A 17,926-nucleotide genomic window follows, 5' to 3' on the forward strand; every position below is an offset into this window, starting at 1 on the left:
CCATTCAGGGGAGTCAGCAGCAAAGTTCGAAACAGGTGTGCCGGAGGCCATCCGGCGTTTTCCTGTATATTTGAACAGTATTAAAACATAAGCGTTCGCAGAGACCAACCCCCCTCAGGTGAAAAAGGTCACAGCTTCTTCAAAAACTCCGTAACCCCTTGCAACACATACAAAACTGATTGTCGGCGCACCTGATCCCGGTCACCTTCGAAGCATTTTACACGGGTTTCAGTCGCTTCCGGGCCGGTACCCCAGGCAAACCACACCGTGCCTACCGGCTTTTCAGCGCTACCCCCTCCGGGGCCAGCAATACCGCTAATTGCCACAGCCACATCTACGCCAGCAACTTTAACGGCTCCAGACACCATCTGCCGAACCACCGGCTCACTGACAGCACCCTGCTCGGCAAGCACTTGCTCTTCCACACCTAAAATAGCTTGCTTGGCTTCATTGCTATAAGTCACCAGCCCGGCCATCAGGTAAGCGGAAGAGCCGGCCCTGTCAGTCAATACCTTCGCGACCCAGCCGCCAGTGCAGCTTTCCGCTGTCGCAATGGTCCGGCCCTGGCGTTCCAAAAGTACTGCAAGGTGCTCTCCGGCCTGGCTGATTGCCTGATCCGATGCGTCCATCATTAAACCTCCCGAAACTGGATTGCCTGTATTTTGCCTTACCGGCCTGTAAATCCGCGGACAAAACCTCTATCAATTTTGTCTTTCAGGCGCCACACCCATTTACCCGAGAAAGTGAAAGGGCCATAGCTGCCTGCCGCTGTTTTTTCTCCGCAGGCAATAAGGTACAACGTATTGGCTCGGGGCTGAAAGGCAGTGAATTCTCCACCTTCTATGGCCGCCCGGAGGTTTGCGGCCAGTGCCGGGGCGGCCCGCACTGCATGCACTCCAGAACGACTCAGCAGCTGATCCTGCCGGCTGCAGACATCACCCGCAGCAAAGACGTCTGGGTGGGAAAGGCTTTGATGGTATTTGTTTACCAGTACGAACCCCCGGTTATCGGTTACCAGCCCGCTTGCACTGAGAAAGGAAAATGGCTCGGCCCCAGTCACTGCTATCACCAAGTCAGCACGCATCAATGAGCCGTCAGTTAAACTCAGCGAATCACCTGTCCCGATTGCCCGTTGTTCAAGTACGTTCACGCCCAACGCTTCCAGCTTTCGCTGGGTCAGCTTACGTAGCCGCGCCCCGAAATCCGGCAAGAGCCCATGAGTACCCGTAATCAGGCTAATGCTATAGCCAGCATCCGCCTGGAAGGGCCCGGCATAAGCCATCGCCATCGCCAGCTCAGCACCAGCCGCACCACCGCCAATAATCGCAAGATGTTGTTTGCCCGAATGGCTGGCGGCTTTCACTTTCAGCCACTGTTGATGGAAATGACCCAGCGGTTTGATACTGATTACAGGCCCGGTATAGCCACTCAAACTGGTGAGATTTGTTTTTGCTCCGATATCAATCGAGAGAAAATCGTAATCAAGCAACGCCCCACCAGCGAGCCGAACTTGTTTCTGATCCGATAGCACATCTACAACATTATCCAGAATCAAACTTGCGCCAACAGCCTTCACCATCGGCTCAACATCTATCCGACATTGATCAATGGCGTAATGCCCCGCAATCCACCCCGGAATCATGCCTGAGTAATATTGCCACCTCGATGGCGTAACAACGATGACTTCAACATCTCGCAGTGGTGACTTCAGATACTGTTTCAAAACAAGCATGTGCGAGTGGCCGGCCCCCATCAGAATTAATCGTTTCATTGAGCCCCCAAAGACAATCGACTGAATTGCACAAGCAAAGGTATTCTCAAGCGCTACTCCATCTGGTTAGATAACAAAGCTATAGCCTCTGACCACCTGAACCCCTAAAAGTTACGGAGCATTCACACAAGTGCCACGCAAACTGATTATTTTACTGCTCCCAGGCACTTATCATGGTTGACCAGCCTTCTGCCGGAGCCAGACTGGCCATCATTGTACCGGTACTGAACGAAGTGTCGGCATTGCCAAACCTATTGGAACACCTTCGCCACTGGCAGCAACGTGGTGCAGAGGTGGTGTTGGTGGATGGTGGCAGCACAGATCAAACCGCAGACACAGCACGCAGCGCCGGATTCAGAGTGATTACAGCAACAGCAGGGCGGGCCAGCCAAATGAACGCCGGTGCCCGGGCCAGCCACTCAGCCAACCTGCTCTTTCTTCATGCTGATACGCGACTACCTGACAATGCAGATCAATACCTGCTCTCAACACTTAACTCCGCACCTCTGGTCTGGGGGCGCTTTGATGTGATTATTGAAGGGCACTCACGGATGCTGCCCGTTGTCGCCTGGCTGATGAACTGGCGGTCTCGGCTGAGCAGTATAGCAACGGGAGATCAGGCTATGTTCATGACTCGAGAGCTCTTTAATAAAGTTAATGGTTTTCCCGAACAACCACTGATGGAAGACATCGAAATCAGCAAACGCCTGAAACATATATGCCCCCCCGTGTGTCTACCACACAAAGTGATAACATCGGGCCGGCGGTGGGATACATACGGCAGCTGGCGCACCATACTATTAATGTGGCAACTCCGCTGGGCATACTGGCGAGGGGTACCGGCAAAACAACTTGCGGAGCGTTATCGATGAAACCCGTCAGAATCCTGATCATGGCCAAAGAACCACAACCAGGCCGAGCCAAAACGCGCTTGATACCGGCTCTGGGCGAGCATGGAGCTGCCACGCTGGCTGACAGACTTCTTCATCTTGCGTTACATCACGCACTCACCGCCAACCTTGGCCCGGTCGAACTCTGCGTAACACCCGACCCAGCCGCCCGCTATTGGCAAGCACTCCCCCGTGCCGGACAGTGTAAGATTTCCGCACAGGTAGAGGGCGACCTGGGTGCTCGCATGGCCGCAGCCGCTCAAAACGGACTGAACTGCAGCGGCCCGGTTCTGATAATTGGCACTGATTGCCCAGACCTGACAGCGAGACAATTAAGCGTGATGGCACGATCACTGCAAACACATGATTGCTGCCTGTGCCCAGTAACCGACGGTGGTTATGCTCTGATTGGCTTACGGCAGTTTTCTGAAGATCTGTTCAATGATATTCCCTGGAGTACAGGACAGGTGGCACCTGTCACACGGGCGCGAATCAAAACCTTGGGCTGGTCCTGCTACGAAAGCGAACTGTTGAGCGATGTAGACGAACCGGGAGATCTGGCGCAACTAGCCAGCAACCACCCCGAACTTGCGGCTATTGTTCAGCAAACCGCCAGCGGCATTGGCCGCATTTGAGGATTACAGGCAAGGGCCTTCGAGCCCACCACCGCTCGTGGTAACATCCGTCCCTCCCTTTTATACGATTGCCCCCAGAACCCGAGGACCTATGACCGCATCAGTGAAACACCCGGCCAAACAGGATTTATCCAAGCACACACCGATGATGCAACAGTACCTCCGAATCAAAGGTGAACACCCCAACGAAATGGTGTTCTACCGCATGGGGGACTTCTACGAGCTATTTTACGACGACGCCAAGAAGGCCGCTGAGTTGTTGGATATCACTCTGACAGCCCGAGGCCAGTCTAACGGCAATCCAATCCCGATGGCAGGCGTGCCCTTTCACGCTGCAGAAGGCTATATTGCCCGCATGGTCAGAGCCGGACAATCCATTGCCATCTGCGAACAGGTTGGCGACCCAGCAACCAGCAAAGGGCCAGTTGAGCGTCAGGTAGTGCGCATTGTTACGCCCGGCACCCTAAGCGATGAAGCGTTTCTGGAAGACCGACGAGACAATCTGTTGGCGGCCATTTTCAGCCACAAAGACCAGTTTGGTTTTGCTTCGCTCGATATTTCCAGTGGCCGCTTTGCCGTATCAGAACTTGAAAGCCTGGAAGCCCTGCAAGGCGAGCTTCAGCGTTTGCGCCCGGCAGAAATTCTGATCAGCGAAGACTTTCCTTACGGAGAAATTCTGGAAGGTTTTACCGGTGTGCGCCGCCAAGGTCCCTGGCTGTTTGAAATGGATACTGCCAGGCGGATTATTACCCAGCAACTGCAGGTAAAAGACCTGACCGGCTTTGGCTGTGAAGACCTGCATATGGCTATCTGCGCTGCTGGCTGCCTGCTGCAATACGCTCGGGAGACCCAGCGCACAGCCTTACCCCACATTCGCAAGCTGACCCGTGAACGGCGGGAAGATGCTGTAATACTGGACGCTGCCAGCCGCCGGAATCTGGAAATTGATACCAACCTGATGGGCGGCCATCAGTACACTTTAGCTTGGGTAATGGACCGCACGGCTACCCCGATGGGTGCCCGGGAGTTGCGCCGCTGGCTAAACCGGCCCCTGCGAGATATCAACGTTGTACGCCAACGCCAACAAGCAGTAACGGCGCTACTCGATGGTTTCCATTACGAACCTGCACACGACCAGCTCAAACGTGTAGGTGATATTGAACGTATTCTGGCCCGGGTAGCCCTGCGTTCAGCCCGCCCTCGGGACTTAGCCCGCCTGCGTGACGCCTTCCAGACTCTGCCAGAGCTGCAAAAGACCCTGAAGCAGGTCAAATCAGACCATATCGCCCAGCTAGCCGAAACCGTTAGTGAATACCCGGAACTGGCAGATCTGCTGGAGCGAGCGATCATCGAAAACCCTCCGGTAGTTGTTCGCGATGGAGGTGTTATTCGTGAAGGCTTTGATGCCGAACTGGATGAGCTGAGAAATATCAGCGAGAACGCCGGCCAGTACCTGCTCGACGTGGAAACCCGGGAGCGGGAACGCACCGGCATCAGCACACTGAAAGTAGGCTACAACCGAGTGCATGGCTATTACATTGAAATCAGTCGGGCCCAGTCCGATAAGGCACCTGTCGATTACATTCGCCGCCAGACCCTGAAAAATGCCGAACGCTTCATCACGCCCGAGCTGAAAGAATTTGAAGACAAAGCACTGAGTGCCAAAAGCCGTGCTCTGGCCCGGGAAAAAGGCCTGTACGACGACGTTCTGGAAACCGTAGCCGGGCAATTGGCACCGCTGCAGGATGCGGCCCAGGCTCTGTCCGAACTGGATGTACTCAGCAACTTTGCCGAACGGGCTACCAGCCTGCGTTTCACGGCCCCGGAATTTACCGATGCGCCCGGCTTTGAAGTGGAGGAAGGCCGCCACCCGGTGGTAGAACAACTGCTGGATGAGCCTTTCGTACCAAACAACCTTCTGATCGACAACAAACGCCGTATGCTGGTGATTACGGGCCCGAACATGGGCGGTAAGTCTACCTACATGCGCCAGGCGGCCTTGATTGCTCTGCTCGCGTACACCGGCAGCTTCGTGCCAGCAAGCCGTGCGGTGCTGGGGCCCGTGGATCGCATATTCACCCGCATGGGTTCCTCCGATGACATTGCTGGCGGCCGTTCTACCTTCATGGTAGAAATGACCGAAACTGCCAATATTCTGCACAATGCGACGGAACATAGCCTCGTATTGATGGATGAAGTAGGCCGGGGTACCAGCACCTTCGATGGCCTGTCGCTGGCCTGGGCCACTGCTGAGCACCTGGCTAAGGAAATTCACTGCTACACGCTGTTTGCCACTCACTACTTCGAGCTGACTCAGTTGGCTGACGAGCTGGAACACGCCGTCAACGTGCACCTGACTGCCACCGAACACGATGACAGTATCGTTTTTCTGCACAATGTTCACGATGGGCCCGCAAGCCAGAGTTATGGTTTGCAGGTCGCCAAACTGGCCGGTGTACCACAAGATGTTATTCGTCAGGCAAAAATACAGCTGGCCTATCTGGAAGGAAATGATCGTTCGGTAACCGAGATCCAGAAAACGGATTGCATCCCGGCTAACACGCCGGCCGTTAAAACCAGCAAGGCTACCCCGGATGTGTTCCAGAGCGATATGTTTGCCAGCATGGAACCAAGTGAAGTGGAAGGTGCTTTACGTAAACTGGATGTCGATAGTTTAAGCCCCAGAGAAGCCTTAAATCAGCTCTATGAGCTCAAGGCCCTGCTCGGGAATTAACCATTAATTGGCTTAAACTTGACTTGAGTAATAAGTATATAGCCCCCTAAGGCTTGCGGCTGCGAGGGTCGCTCCCTACAATATTGCGCACAAATTATGAATGGGGCCGTTTTTTCAGAGCTCCTGATGAGATTGTTTGTTCTACGAACCAGGGATCCGACTATGGCGTTTATCGTTACTGATAACTGCATCAAGTGCAAATACACCGACTGCGTAGAAGTCTGTCCGGTAGACTGCTTCTACGAAGGCCCCAACTTTCTGGTTATCGACCCGGACGAGTGCATAGACTGCGCCCTGTGCGAGCCCGAGTGCCCGGCTGAAGCTATCTTCTCAGAAGACGAGCTGCCCGCAGGCCAGGAAGCATTTATTGAGATCAATGCGGATCTGGCTGGCAAGTGGCCGAACATCACTGAAAAGAAAGACCCTCTGCCAGACGCGGCCGAATGGGACGGCAAAACCGACAAGCTTCAGTATCTGGAGCGCTGAGTTCAGGTTTAACCGACCGATTACAAAAAAAAACCGGAAGACAAAACGTCCTCCGGTTTTTTTGTTTTGCAAACGTCAGATCAGATCGAGTACTTACTCAGATAACAGTTTTTTAGCCGCTGCAGAGTGGTAAAAAGCTCCCAGCCTTCGGCGTAATACCGCCTCAATATACCCTTCTTTTCTCAGCACATCGACCATTGGCAAGGCCAGCTCTTTAACTTCAGTCACAATCACCTCACGGGTTACACCCAGATCTTGCAGTAAATCCATAATGGGTTTGCTGCCATATTTTTCATACAGGTGCTCAACCACTGCCTGAGCACAACTTTCGAAATAAGGTGTTTTCCGGAAATTCAGCCAGAAGTCATAGCCGAGCACCACAAATTCCTGAAGTTCCACATCCCCCAGCCCTACTTTAAGCTCTGCGATGGTCGAACCTTCCAAAGAAACCCAGGCCGCCATCACGCTGTCTCGAAGCTCATCATCCGTCAGAGCTTTATGCAGGAATTGTTCACTGCGGGCAATCAACCCGGGCAAGCTATCAGACAGCCAGATTTTTATGCGCCGTTCAAAGGTCTCGTCCAGCCCTGGAACGGCCTTATTGGCCATCTTCTTGCCAAACTTCATCATGGAACCCACTCCAGGTACCGAGCGAGTCAGTAAATTATCTTCATACAAGTAATTGACCAAACCATGGTAAACCACATTGGAGACTAACTCCTGATACACAGGGTGCACCATAATTTCAGCAATGATGCGCTCTCGCTGCTGGCGAAGTTCCAGAGCTTCCTCTACAAAGGCACTCGCCTGGTCGCGGGAGAGTATTTCACCAAGAGTTGTCTCGGATTGCACCGGTGCATTCAGCACTTCAGCCGCCATTTCTCCCGCCAGCTCAGGTATACCTGCATCCAGCTCCATATTGATAACAATACGCCGGATCACACCCATGACCTGATCTGAGCTGACCAGCTTCTCCAGAGTGACGCGGCCAGCATGATCCAGAAGCTCGTCTACTTCGGTTTCCAGAAACTTTTTCAGTTTTGCCCCTTTCAGGACGCTCATCTCGTGCTTAACGTGTGCCTCAAACAGAGTTTCAGCTAAGTTGTGCGAGGGTTTCGTCATAACACAGACATCCTTTCGTGAGATTCCTTGAATATGGGAAGGAGACTAACACGGATGCCGTCCAGCGGGATTTGCCTGAATTACAAATTGTGAGATAAGAAAGGGCCAGTCAGACAGATTGGCCCTCCCAAATTACTGGAAGTCGCTGAACTCATGGGGTTCTGAAGCAAGAGCCAGACAAATGCTGCCTGGGCCGACGTATATCGCGCTGGTAATACCCATTTGTGAGAGCAGTAACTCTACCCCACGGCTTTCACAGGCGTCCCTGAGACGATTCAACCCGGGTAGTGCGTCAATCTCAGACCAGCTCAGGCCGCAGGAAAGGCTTACATAAGGTGTCAGCAATCCAGCTTCAACACGGCCCACCGCGTAGTTCATAACTTTCTCAACCGCCACATCGAAACTACGGGTTTTCACAACCGGTTTGCCTTCAACACCACGACCAAACATCACTGGCGTAATATTCAATGCCTTACCCAGAAACGCAGCAACCGCTGACACATTTTTGTCACCACGGCGGCGCGCACGTTCGCGTATATAGTGTAAATCCCGGGGGATAATGCAGGTGTAGATTTTGTCTGTGAAGTTTTCGACTTCGTGCCGCAAAGCATTCTTGGAAACATTCTGACCAATCAGTTGCAGAGTATGTGCCGCCAGCAGCCCCTGCCCTGCAAATATTTGCTTGCTGTCAATCACCCGCATGGAAAACTTGCCCTCCCGGCCTGCAACCCTGCGAGCTTCTTCGTAATTGGCCATAACCAAGTTCATGGCATCACTGGCATTCTGGAATACCAAGCTACGGCTGCGGGTTACGGTTTCGCAGATAGCAACATCAAACTGGGTAACTATTTTCTCCATAAACAGATCGTATATCTGCTCGGTAGAAAACGCTTGTGTTTCCGCCTCGTGCCCTTTTCCCAGGAGCCCACTTTGATAAAACTCCTGCGTGGTAACAGGATCATGAGTATCAATATAGGTTTGACCATCAATGATGGCCGTTACAGGCAGAACAAACAGGTCGTGTTTTCGGGCAAAGTCATAGGGTAAGTCACAGGCAGAATCAACAATCAGGCCTACTCGCATGCTGCACGTCTCCAGATTCGGGCTACCCCTGAACCGGGGCGCCTTTTTTTGTCATTATTTTGAAAGCAACAGTTTTGCACAGACTGGTGAAAAATTCAGCAACCAGCAAAAAACAACCCATAAAAAAGGGAGGCTCAAGGCCTCCCAAGGACACACAGTGGGTTGAAGCAACCGCCGAGAGCGGCGGCGCCAAATTTAGCATTCTTCGGCTTTAATGGCTCCCGGCGCTTCAGGATCTGGCGTAAAGCCAATCAGACGAGTTCGCTCAATCAGGAAGTACAAGACTGCACCAGTTGCAAGGCCCCAGCCCGCGCCATACACAGCCAGTACCACTCCCATAGTACCGGCAATACCACGCTCTGTATTATTTTCCAGCTGTTCAAGCCCTACCATCAAACAGATGTAACCCGTCAGCAACAGTGTTAGTGACAAAGCAATGGGGAGCACCGGCTGGAAGAAGCTAACCAGCGGCAGTACAAACAAGGCAATAAAGCCGGTAATCCAGAAGGTGCCACCACCACTGTAGATAGAATCCATAGCATTACGACCGTACTTGTAACGCTCGGCCATGGTGGCAGTTACCGCTGTCCAGATAGGGCCCGCCAAACCAGGATAAGGCGCGAAGAAAGCATGACCGCCATTTCGGATCGCCGTCACAAGGTGAACCCGGTCAATGCTGTTATCGATCTTTTCATCTTTACGCAGGTGGTCCACACGGCTCATGAGGGACTGCCCCACCACGATATCACCGAAAGCAATAACATAGGCGATCACAGCCGTCGGAATTGCGTACAAGAATACATTCAGGTCAGGGAAGCCTACAGTGAAGGGCAGATAGTTCCACAACTGGTCAAAGGCAGGTTTGGTAATGCCCCACTGAACTTCAGGCACATCATACTCACCGGTGGCAAAACCAACCAGAATGGCGATAACCATGCCTGGCACCATGCCGTAGTTGGCGATCTTCCGGGCTATATTGCTCTTATCGATAAACCCTTTGAACGATACGGAGAACATCAGGTACAGGCAGACAAGACCGCCCACAATCAGGGAAATCGGTGTAGTGGCCAGCCGACCACCGGCTTCAATCTCGCCCATCAGCGCAGCTATACCAGCACCGATGATGATTCCGCCCTTCATGGAACGTGGAATCCAGTCAACCAACTTACTGCCCAGGCGTGTAACGCCAAGAATCAGGAAGATCAGGAAGACAAGAAACTGCAGAGCAAACAGAGCCTGAATGGCTTCAGGGCCTGGTTCATAGTCCGACAGAAACAGGAGCACTACAGGGATACCAGGGGTGATCCAGCCCGGCACCAGAGGCACCCCCAGCAAAGCCGGCAGCATGAATCCAATACCACAAACCACCACGTAAGCCAGTGCTACGTCGTAAGGTATACCAAGATATTTTTCCAGAAGCGGGATCATCGCAAGGCTGACCACAAACATGATCAGAGCCTGCACCATCTCCGCAAACTCCCAGCGATAGTGAACAAAAGGAAGGCGAAGTTTGAAGGGGCCTGCTGGCCAGTACGGCTGTTCTTCACCGTTATTTCTATGGAAAAGCTGCATTACAGTACCTCCGGACACACCGTTAGGGGTGCCAATCTATGTTGTTTTTGTAGAGAGGTTTGGCTGCGCCGTTAGGCGCAACCATCAAACCAGTCAGTTCAACTCTTTGGCCTGATCTCGAAGGACAAACTTCTGGATTTTGCCCGTTGAGGTTTTTGGCAAATCAGTGAAGATCACCGTCTTGGGCACTTTAAACCTGGCCAGATGCTCCCGGCAGAAGTTGATGATGTCTTCTTCTGACACATCCCCCGCTTCCGGCTTCAAGGTAACGAATGCGCACGGCGTTTCACCCCACTTTTCGTCTGGTCGCGCGACAACAGCCGCTTCCATGATTGAAGGATGACGGTAGAGGGTATCTTCCACTTCGATAGTAGAAATGTTCTCACCACCGGAAATGATGATGTCTTTCAGGCGATCTTTGATCTCGAGATAGCCATCTTCATGCCATACAGCCAGGTCGCCGGTATGGAACCAGCCGCCTCGAAAGGCTTCTTCAGTCGCTGTCGGGTTTTTCAGATAACCTTTCATAACGGTATTACCGCGCAAAAAGATTTCACCGATAGCCTTACCATCTTTGGGTACCGGCTCCATGGTGTTGGGATCTGCCACCATGGTTCCACCCAGAGTGTGGTAGCGCACGCCTTGACGCGCCTTGAGCTTCGCACGCTCATCAAGGGGCAACTCATCCCACTCAGACTTCCAGGCGCACACGGTTACCGGGCCGTATACCTCGGTCAGCCCGTATACGTGGGTTACTTTGATGCCCAGACCTTCAATGGCTTCGATAACCTGAGCTGGGGGTGCAGCACCGGCGGTCATGGATTTCACTTCGTGATCAATACCGGCTTTCGCTTCCGGAGAAGCATTCAGCAGCGCATTCAACACAATCGGTGCGCCGCACATATGAGTCACCTGGTGATCACGAATCAACTGAAGAATTTTTTCCGGATCAACCCGGCGCAGGCACACATGGGTACCCGCCATCGCTGTTATGGTCCAGGGGAAGCACCAGCCGTTGCAGTGGAACATGGGCAGCGTCCACAGATAGACAGGGTGCATGTCCATCGACCACACAGCCTGATTGCCCAAAGCATTGATGTAAGCTCCGCGGTGGTGATAAACCACACCTTTAGGGTTACCGGTGGTACCTGAAGTGTAGTTCAGGGAAATCGCATCCCACTCGTCAGCCGGGAAGCTCCACTGGAAATCAGGATCTCCTTCTTGCAGAAACGCCTCGTAATCCAGGTCACTAACCTGAATGCCTTCACCGTACTCTGGATCATCAACATCAATCACCAGAGGTTTATGCTCAAGATGACGTATAGCATCTTTAACAACCTGGCCGAACTCACGGTCAGCGATCACCGCTTTCGCCTCGCCATGTTCAAGCATGAAACCAATAGCTTCCGCATCCAGACGCACATTGAGAGTATTCAGCACCGCACCAATCATGGGCACACCAAAATGGCATTCCACCATAGCCGGGATATTCGGAAGCATAACCGCAACCGTATCTCCACGATTGATACCCCGACCTTTCAGTGCAGACGCCAGGCGACGACAACGTTCATAAGTTTCAGACCAATTACGGCGGATAGCACCATGAATAATGGCTGGGTAATCAGGATAAACGCTGGCAGTACGTTCAATGAAATCAATGGGAGACTGAACCGCGAAATTCGCGCCCCTGGGCTCAAGGCCCTGATCAAAGATCGAAGTCATGTGTGTGATCCTCGTATTCTGGTGTTGTTTTTATGTCGTCTTCTGTGGAAACCTTAGACTAGCTATACTCTTTATTGGCCTGCATGGTAGATGACACGGCAAAACCTAGAAACACTACCATTGTATTATGGGACTTATCCTATACCCTATGTTCAATTCAGATAACCCAAAGAGCTTTACACAGCTATTACCCCAAGACCCGAGCCCGTCATTGATCGTAAGCGCCGATTCCAGCGTCCTATCGTCAAATTCTGCGGCTAAAGCCCTTTTGGGAACCAAAAACGATCAGGAGTATGCCCAGGTTCTCCCTGTCAATACCGCAGCCTTGGTACAGGCTGCGCTGAGTCAAGGGCGAGCTATTGACGAAGTAGAATCCAGGGTAGGTAGCAGTATTCTGCTTTGGTGCTTCATTCCAGACACCGCCAGTCAACAGGTATTGATCCGCGGCCGGGATGCTACCGAAGATGTTCTTACCCATGAGGAAGCCATCCGCTCCAGCCGCCTTTACCGGCTAATCACCGAAAATACCACCGACTTGATTTCCCGCCACGCCCCGGGCGGCCAGTTTATCGATGCAACCCCCGCATCGTGGCGGTTACTGGGCTACTGGCCAGAAGAATTACGAGGCCAGGAACTGGCAGAAATTTTCAAAGGTGAGAAAACGGCAGCCTTGTTTGACGAAGCAAGGCAACAGCTTCGTGATGACGGCTATGCCACCATGACGCTTGAGGTGGAGCATAAAAATGGCTCTCGTAAATGGCTGGAAATCGTGAGCCGAGCCATACGGGAAACCTACACCGGAGCCGTAGTAGAAGTTATCAGCGTGTCACGGGACATCACCAGTCGGATAGAGTCCGAGGAACAAAATCGTTTACTGGCCGATGAACTGGCTCACACGGCCAGGCTCGCCACCTTAGGCGAACTCGCTTCAAGCATCGCCCACGAAATGAATCAACCACTTGCATCCATCGTCAATTTTGCCAGCGCCAGCCAGCGCTTTCTGAAGAACCGCGACCAGAACCCGGAGCAATTATCCAAAGTCGACGACGGCCTGCAAAAAATCATTCATCACGCCAACCGAGCCTCTGAAGTCATTAAACGCTTACGGGCCTTTCTGAGAAAGGGTACAAAAAGCATGGGGCCGGTTTCCCTCAACACTGTCATTAAGGATGTTACACGACTGTGCCAATGGGAAGCCGAGAAGAACGGCGTACGGGTTGATAAACATCTGGCCAATGAAAGCCCCGTGATAACCGCAGACCCCATTCTACTGGAGCAGGTGCTGATTAATCTGATCCGCAACGGCATCGAAGCCAACGTAGAATCTCATGCCGGACAAAAACACGACCAGCCATCGCGAATAATTGTTAAAACCTGCGTCAATGACCAGAACGAAACCCTGATTGTCGTCACCGATGAAGGCCCCGGACTTAACGAAGATGGTATTCGACAAATGTTTCAGCCGTTTTTTACCAGCAAAGCCAAGGGACTTGGCCTTGGGCTCTCTATGAGCCGTTCAATTATCGAAGGCTTTGGCGGATTTCTTGATGCTACACCGGCCGACAACGGCGGGTTATCATTGATATGCCGCTTCCCGAACAATAACCGAACCACCACTCATAACAGCCCGGAGGCTTCCTGATGCCTGAGTCCACTCTTTCTCCAGCCAATACCGTTTACGTGGTAGACGACGATGCCGGCATGCTGGAATCAACGCAGTGGCTGCTCGAGTCGGTTGGCCTTCAGGTGAAAGCCTACAGCGATGGCCAGCAATTTATGAATGATGTCGGTGACAACCGGCCAGGCTGCGTTGTGCTGGACATACGCATGCCGGGGCTTGGTGGCCTGAATGTACAGGAAGAGCTGCAGAAACGAGGCATTGATGTGCCGATCATTTTTGTCTCTGGCCACGCAGACGTCCCCATCGTGGTCAGAGCCTTCAAATCCGGCGCTTTCGATTTCATTGAAAAACCGTTCAATGAACAACTTCTGCTGGATAGTGTTCAACAAGCCCTTCAAGAAGCCACATCATCCAGAAGCCAGCTTACCGCCAGCAATGAGGCTGAGGCAGTTATCAACACCCTCACCCGCCGGGAGCGGGATGTGTTTCTACCCCTTGCGCAGGGCTACACCAGCCGCGAAATCGCTGAACAACTTGAGGTAAGTGTTAAAACCATCGACCTTTACCGTGCCCGAGTAATGAAACGGCTGGGCGCAGACCGGTTGCCGGATGTAACCGGCATTGCCATAGCAGCGGGGTTTCTGAACCCTGAGAATTTGCGCGAGATTCAACAAACCCCCTGAGCCCGGATTTCATGCGCTAAAGCGCCCAAACGAATAACCGCTGTTTCAATCCGTTCAGTCCAGGGGTTTGCGCCATTCAGGCGCAAACAGTTCTCAAACTTGTTCGAGGTCGAAAACATCAATCCTGGTGCAACGTTGATGCCTTCTGACCGGGCCCGACGATAAACTTCCGTGCCGGACACACCTTCAGGCATCTGAACCCATAAGACAAAACCTCCCAGCGGCTTACTGACGGCCGTGCCCTCCGGAAAAGATCGTGCCACAGCCGAACGAAGCCGTTCAGTTCCCTCGCGATAATGCTCACGAGCATGACGAAGATACCGGTCGTAACCACCCTGCTCCAGAAAGTGTGCCATTGCGAGCTGAGGGATGGTCGAGGTGGCCAGGTTCACAAAATATTTGTGCTGACGGGCACTGGCCATGTGGCGCCCAGGGATCATCCAGCCCAGTCGAAGCCCGGGAGACACCGTTTTCGAAAATGAACTGCAATAAATCACACTATCAGATCGGTCAAACGCTTTTGCGGGCCGTGGCCGATCCCCGGAATGATAGAGATCGCCGTAAATATCATCCTCAATCAACGGCACCCTGGCAGCCGCCAACATCGATACCATATGCTGCTTGCGCTCGTCACTCATTCTGGCTCCCATCGGGTTACTGTGATTAGGCACAACAACACAGGCCTTCAGGGGCCACTGCTCAAGCGCTAACTGCAAACCTTCAAGGCTCATGCCTTCCGAGGGATGGGAGGGAATTTCAATCACGCGCAGACCAACCACTTCCAGCGCCTGCAAAATGCCCGGAAAGGAGGGTGACTCTACGGCAACAATATCGCCAGCCTGGGTTACCGCCCGAAGTGCCAGAATAATGGCCTCCTGAGCGCCATTTGTCGCCAGCACATCATCTGGCGACACCGGCACGCCGAGTGTTGCCATACGTTGAGCAATCTGCCGCCGGAAACTTTCCTTGCCGGGGAAGGCATAATCCAGTGTTTCCAGCCCATGCCGTGCGGCCCAGATAGTACTTTGCTGTATTTGCCGCACGGGCAAATAATCCGAATGAGGAATGGCGGATGCCAACGGCACCATGAGCATCTTCTCATCGGCACACAAATCCAATGCCATTTCCCGGGCGGATACTGGCAGAGGCCGGGCCCGGTGATCCGACATGCTTGGTTCGGGAACATCCCGGGCCGGCAGACATACAAAGTATCCACTACGCTCCCGGGCCAGAAGAAAGCCTCGGGCTTCAAGGGTTTGATGAGCCTGCAACACAGTGGAAATGCTTACACCAAACTGACGACTGAGTACTCTGACGCCAGGCAGACGGTCCCCTGCCCTGTAGACCCCGTCCGCAATCAGTGCCTGCAACTGATCAGCCACCTGGTTATACAGCGCCCCCATAGATTCTTCCCCCAGCCTTGTCGACTCACTATGTCATCCATGTATTTGATCAGAACTCTCCATAAAACTGGCAGTACAGATCAGCCATTTTTTATGCAGCACAGATTCCCAAAAAAGCCGACTGTACCGGTTCAATAACAACTTAACTGAATCTGTTACGAAAATCTGGTCCAACGGACAATGGAACCCGAATCACAGGAGAAGGAATTTAAGTATGAGTGGCTCAACCGCACAACGGCAGCCTGAGGCGATAAAAGCAACGCATCACCGGAACAGGCGCAATCGCAAGGATGTGCTTGGCCTCACCTATGCCAACGAGGCCGAACACTCAAGCCTTTTACTGGCGTGTCAAAGGCTTGCACGGGCTGGTTTCAACGTGAGCCAATGCGCGCCGGAGCACTGGATCATTCGCGGCAGAACGCCTCTGCCCGAATTTCATTGCTACAGTGAATCGGAAATACAGTGTTTTACCGCTGCCAAGACACGACCGTATCAGCTTTAAGAGTGACAGGACGAACCATGCAGACAAAGATCTATCAGATAGACGCCTTTACCAACGAGCTGTTCAGAGGCAACCCAGCGGCGGTTATGCCCTTGCAACACTGGCTGCCAGACACCTTGTTACAGGCCATTGCCGCAGAAAACAACCTTTCGGAAACGGCCTTTCTGGTAGCTACGCCAGAGATGGAAGTCACGGACTTTCACATTCGCTGGTTTACGCCTGCGGCGGAAGTACCACTGTGTGGCCATGCCACCCTGGCATCCGCCTCGGTTGTATTTAATCAACTAAAATGGCCTCAGGACATTGTGCGGTTTCAATCAAAGTCCGGGCCACTGGCGGTCTTACGAAAACAACACGGCTGGCTGGAACTGGACTTCCCGAACTTATCCTACAAGCGCTGCCAGATGCCCCCATTGATTACTGAAGCCCTGGCTGGAGCACCTGACGAAGCTTTCTTTGTTCCAAACGACACTAACTACATGGTCATTATGAACTCTGAAACAGCTGTCAGGTCTGTCACACCGGATCTCCGAAAACTGGCCTTGCTAGGCAACCAGGGATTGATTGTGACGGCGGAGGGCGATCAATGTGACTTTGTCAGTCGTTATTTCGCGCCCGGCGCAGGCATTGATGAAGATCCCGTGACGGGATCAATACACAGTGTATTAACACCATACTGGGCTCAGCATCTGGGAAAAACCAACCTTCAGGCCCGTCAACTCTCGGCCCGTGGCGGCGAACTTCACTGTGAACTGAAAGGCGACCGGGTTGCCATCTCCGGCCAGACCGTATTCTTCATGGAAGGTTCCGTACAGCTTCCCTCAGGCTGATATACTGCCCCCCTGGTTTTATCAGCGGCAGGCAGGCAATGGCAGAATCTACATCACATTATGACGTTATCATTATCGGTGCCGGCGCAGCGGGGTTGATGTGTGCAGCAACTGCCGGCTACCGTGGCCGCAAAGTGTTGGTGGTGGATCACGCGGATAAGCCCGGAAAAAAAATTCTGATGTCGGGTGGTGGTCGCTGTAACTTCACCAACCTGAACAGCACGCCCGCGAACTTTCTTTCCCACAACCCGCATTACTGCATTTCTGCCCTCAAGCGTTACACCCCTCAGGATTTCCTGGATCTGGTCGATCGGCATGGTGTAGAGCATGAAGAGAAAGCGCCGGGGCAATTGTTCTGCAAAAACAGTGCAAAAGACATTCTCAATGTTCTGCTGACCGAATGCGAATGGGCCGGGGCCGAAATCCGGATGAACACCTCCGTGTCTCGTGTCCAGCCACTAGACTCAGGCTACAACCTGAAAACCAGCAGAGGTACCTTGAGTTGTGAATCTTTAGTGATTGCTACCGGCGGGCTATCCATTCCAACTATGGGAGCTACAGGATTTGGTTATGATTTAGCCAAACAGTTTGGTTTAAACCTTCTGCCAACTCGCGCCGGATTAGTGCCTTTCACATTGCACGCAGAACTCAAGCTGCAGCTGGCTCCGCTCTCCGGCATTAGCTGCCCGGTTGACGCATCTTGTCAAAAACAGCACTTCCGTGAGCCTATGCTGGTCACTCACCGAGGATTAAGCGGGCCCGCTATGCTGCAAATTTCCAGTTACTGGCAGCCCGGTGATGACATACACATCAACCTGCTACCTGCGCAGAAAATTCAGGATGACCTGTTCAGATTAAGGAATGATAAGCCC

The 17,926-nt window shown here is 52.8% G+C and carries 15 protein-coding genes; 8 read left to right on the top strand and 7 right to left on the bottom strand.

Translation table 11 applies throughout. From position 1 onward, the window contains the following. Positions 1-128: 128 nt before the first annotated feature. Together pncC and ABYA77_RS07200 are read right to left on the bottom strand one after the other, a co-directional pair. Positions 129-629: a nicotinamide-nucleotide amidase gene (gene pncC / locus ABYA77_RS07195; protein WP_372965289.1), complete on the bottom strand. Its 501-nt coding sequence runs from the start codon at positions 627-629 to the stop codon at positions 129-131. 38 nt (positions 630-667) lie between these two features. Beyond that, on the bottom strand, positions 668-1,771 hold the full coding sequence (locus tag ABYA77_RS07200) for an FAD-dependent oxidoreductase (protein WP_372965274.1): 1,104 nt from the start codon (positions 1,769-1,771) through the stop codon (positions 668-670). 173 nt (positions 1,772-1,944) lie between these two features. Here ABYA77_RS07200 and ABYA77_RS07205 point away from each other — a divergent pair, with 173 nt between their 5' ends. The 4 genes from ABYA77_RS07205 (at position 1,945) to fdxA (ending at position 6,516) form a co-directional block, all read left to right on the top strand. Next, positions 1,945-2,643, top strand: coding sequence for a TIGR04283 family arsenosugar biosynthesis glycosyltransferase (locus tag ABYA77_RS07205; protein WP_372965275.1), 699 nt, complete (start codon positions 1,945-1,947; stop codon positions 2,641-2,643). After that, positions 2,640-3,296: a TIGR04282 family arsenosugar biosynthesis glycosyltransferase gene (locus ABYA77_RS07210; RefSeq protein ID WP_372965276.1), complete on the top strand. Its 657-nt coding sequence runs from the start codon at positions 2,640-2,642 to the stop codon at positions 3,294-3,296. Before ABYA77_RS07205 ends, ABYA77_RS07210 begins: the two co-directional genes overlap by 4 nt. Before the next feature lie 91 nt (positions 3,297-3,387). Continuing rightward, positions 3,388-6,030: a DNA mismatch repair protein MutS gene (gene mutS / locus ABYA77_RS07215; protein WP_372965277.1), complete on the top strand. Its 2,643-nt coding sequence runs from the start codon at positions 3,388-3,390 to the stop codon at positions 6,028-6,030. A 162-nt stretch (positions 6,031-6,192) separates the two neighbouring features. After that, positions 6,193-6,516 (top strand): ferredoxin FdxA, encoded by a 324-nt coding sequence (gene fdxA, locus ABYA77_RS07220; RefSeq protein WP_372965278.1) that lies wholly within the window; start codon positions 6,193-6,195, stop codon positions 6,514-6,516. Between the two features lie 93 nt (positions 6,517-6,609). On the opposite strand, the gene ABYA77_RS07225 is transcribed toward fdxA, so the two are convergent. The 4 genes from ABYA77_RS07225 to ABYA77_RS07240 form a co-directional block, all read right to left on the bottom strand. Then, a complete protein-coding gene (locus ABYA77_RS07225) occupies positions 6,610-7,638 on the bottom strand; it encodes a hypothetical protein (RefSeq protein ID WP_372965279.1) in 1,029 nt (342 codons plus the stop codon). Positions 7,639-7,770: 132 nt separating this feature from the next. Then, complete coding sequence (locus ABYA77_RS07230) at positions 7,771-8,721, bottom strand: DegV family protein (RefSeq protein WP_372965280.1); 951 nt, start codon at positions 8,719-8,721, stop codon at positions 7,771-7,773. Positions 8,722-8,916: 195 nt separating this feature from the next. After that, positions 8,917-10,293: a xanthine/uracil/vitamin C permease gene (locus ABYA77_RS07235; RefSeq protein ID WP_372965281.1), complete on the bottom strand. Its 1,377-nt coding sequence runs from the start codon at positions 10,291-10,293 to the stop codon at positions 8,917-8,919. 93 nt (positions 10,294-10,386) lie between these two features. Then, the gene (locus tag ABYA77_RS07240) at positions 10,387-12,015 is read right to left on the bottom strand and encodes an acyl-CoA synthetase (RefSeq protein ID WP_372965282.1); all 1,629 of its coding nucleotides are present in this window, start codon (positions 12,013-12,015) and stop codon (positions 10,387-10,389) included. Between the two features lie 148 nt (positions 12,016-12,163). Here ABYA77_RS07240 and ABYA77_RS07245 point away from each other — a divergent pair, with 148 nt between their 5' ends. Both ABYA77_RS07245 and ABYA77_RS07250 read left to right on the top strand, forming a co-directional pair. Beyond that, entirely contained in the window at positions 12,164-13,657 is a 1,494-nt protein-coding gene (locus tag ABYA77_RS07245) for a sensor histidine kinase (protein ID WP_372965290.1), read from the top strand. Beyond that, positions 13,657-14,319, top strand: coding sequence for a response regulator transcription factor (locus ABYA77_RS07250; protein ID WP_372965283.1), 663 nt, complete (start codon positions 13,657-13,659; stop codon positions 14,317-14,319). Before ABYA77_RS07245 ends, ABYA77_RS07250 begins: the two co-directional genes overlap by 1 nt. On the opposite strand, the gene ABYA77_RS07255 is transcribed toward ABYA77_RS07250, so the two are convergent. Then, entirely contained in the window at positions 14,304-15,722 is a 1,419-nt protein-coding gene (locus ABYA77_RS07255; RefSeq protein WP_372965284.1) for a PLP-dependent aminotransferase family protein, read from the bottom strand. The two genes, ABYA77_RS07250 and ABYA77_RS07255, sit on opposite strands and share 16 nt — an antisense overlap. Positions 15,723-16,241: 519 nt before the next feature. Between ABYA77_RS07255 and ABYA77_RS07260 the strand changes: the two genes are divergently transcribed. Both ABYA77_RS07260 and ABYA77_RS07265 read left to right on the top strand, forming a co-directional pair. After that, on the top strand, positions 16,242-17,054 hold the full coding sequence (locus ABYA77_RS07260) for a PhzF family phenazine biosynthesis protein (RefSeq protein ID WP_372965285.1): 813 nt from the start codon (positions 16,242-16,244) through the stop codon (positions 17,052-17,054). A 38-nt stretch (positions 17,055-17,092) separates the two neighbouring features. After that, the coding region (locus ABYA77_RS07265) for an NAD(P)/FAD-dependent oxidoreductase (RefSeq protein ID WP_372965286.1) at positions 17,093-17,926 on the top strand (834 nt) is incomplete at its 3' end.

The sequence above is a fragment of the Marinobacter sp. genome, assembly GCF_041595835.1.
Taxonomy (GTDB): Bacteria; Pseudomonadota; Gammaproteobacteria; order Pseudomonadales; family Oleiphilaceae; genus Marinobacter.

Excerpts from the sequence above, each read along its gene's own strand:
- pncC (WP_372965289.1), bottom strand. The coding sequence starts at position 629 with ATGGACGCATCGGATCAGGCAATCAGCCAGGCCGGAGAGCACCTTGCA.
- ABYA77_RS07200 (WP_372965274.1), bottom strand. The coding sequence starts at position 1,771 with ATGAAACGATTAATTCTGATGGGGGCCGGCCACTCGCACATGCTTGTT.
- ABYA77_RS07205 (WP_372965275.1), top strand. The coding sequence starts at position 1,945 with ATGGTTGACCAGCCTTCTGCCGGAGCCAGACTGGCCATCATTGTACCG.
- ABYA77_RS07210 (WP_372965276.1), top strand. The coding sequence starts at position 2,640 with ATGAAACCCGTCAGAATCCTGATCATGGCCAAAGAACCACAACCAGGC.
- mutS (WP_372965277.1), top strand. The coding sequence starts at position 3,388 with ATGACCGCATCAGTGAAACACCCGGCCAAACAGGATTTATCCAAGCAC.
- fdxA (WP_372965278.1), top strand. The coding sequence starts at position 6,193 with ATGGCGTTTATCGTTACTGATAACTGCATCAAGTGCAAATACACCGAC.
- ABYA77_RS07225 (WP_372965279.1), bottom strand. The coding sequence starts at position 7,638 with ATGACGAAACCCTCGCACAACTTAGCTGAAACTCTGTTTGAGGCACAC.
- ABYA77_RS07230 (WP_372965280.1), bottom strand. The coding sequence starts at position 8,721 with ATGCGAGTAGGCCTGATTGTTGATTCTGCCTGTGACTTACCCTATGAC.
- ABYA77_RS07235 (WP_372965281.1), bottom strand. The coding sequence starts at position 10,293 with ATGCAGCTTTTCCATAGAAATAACGGTGAAGAACAGCCGTACTGGCCA.
- ABYA77_RS07240 (WP_372965282.1), bottom strand. The coding sequence starts at position 12,015 with ATGACTTCGATCTTTGATCAGGGCCTTGAGCCCAGGGGCGCGAATTTC.
- ABYA77_RS07245 (WP_372965290.1), top strand. The coding sequence starts at position 12,164 with ATGTTCAATTCAGATAACCCAAAGAGCTTTACACAGCTATTACCCCAA.
- ABYA77_RS07250 (WP_372965283.1), top strand. The coding sequence starts at position 13,657 with ATGCCTGAGTCCACTCTTTCTCCAGCCAATACCGTTTACGTGGTAGAC.
- ABYA77_RS07255 (WP_372965284.1), bottom strand. The coding sequence starts at position 15,722 with ATGGGGGCGCTGTATAACCAGGTGGCTGATCAGTTGCAGGCACTGATT.
- ABYA77_RS07260 (WP_372965285.1), top strand. The coding sequence starts at position 16,242 with ATGCAGACAAAGATCTATCAGATAGACGCCTTTACCAACGAGCTGTTC.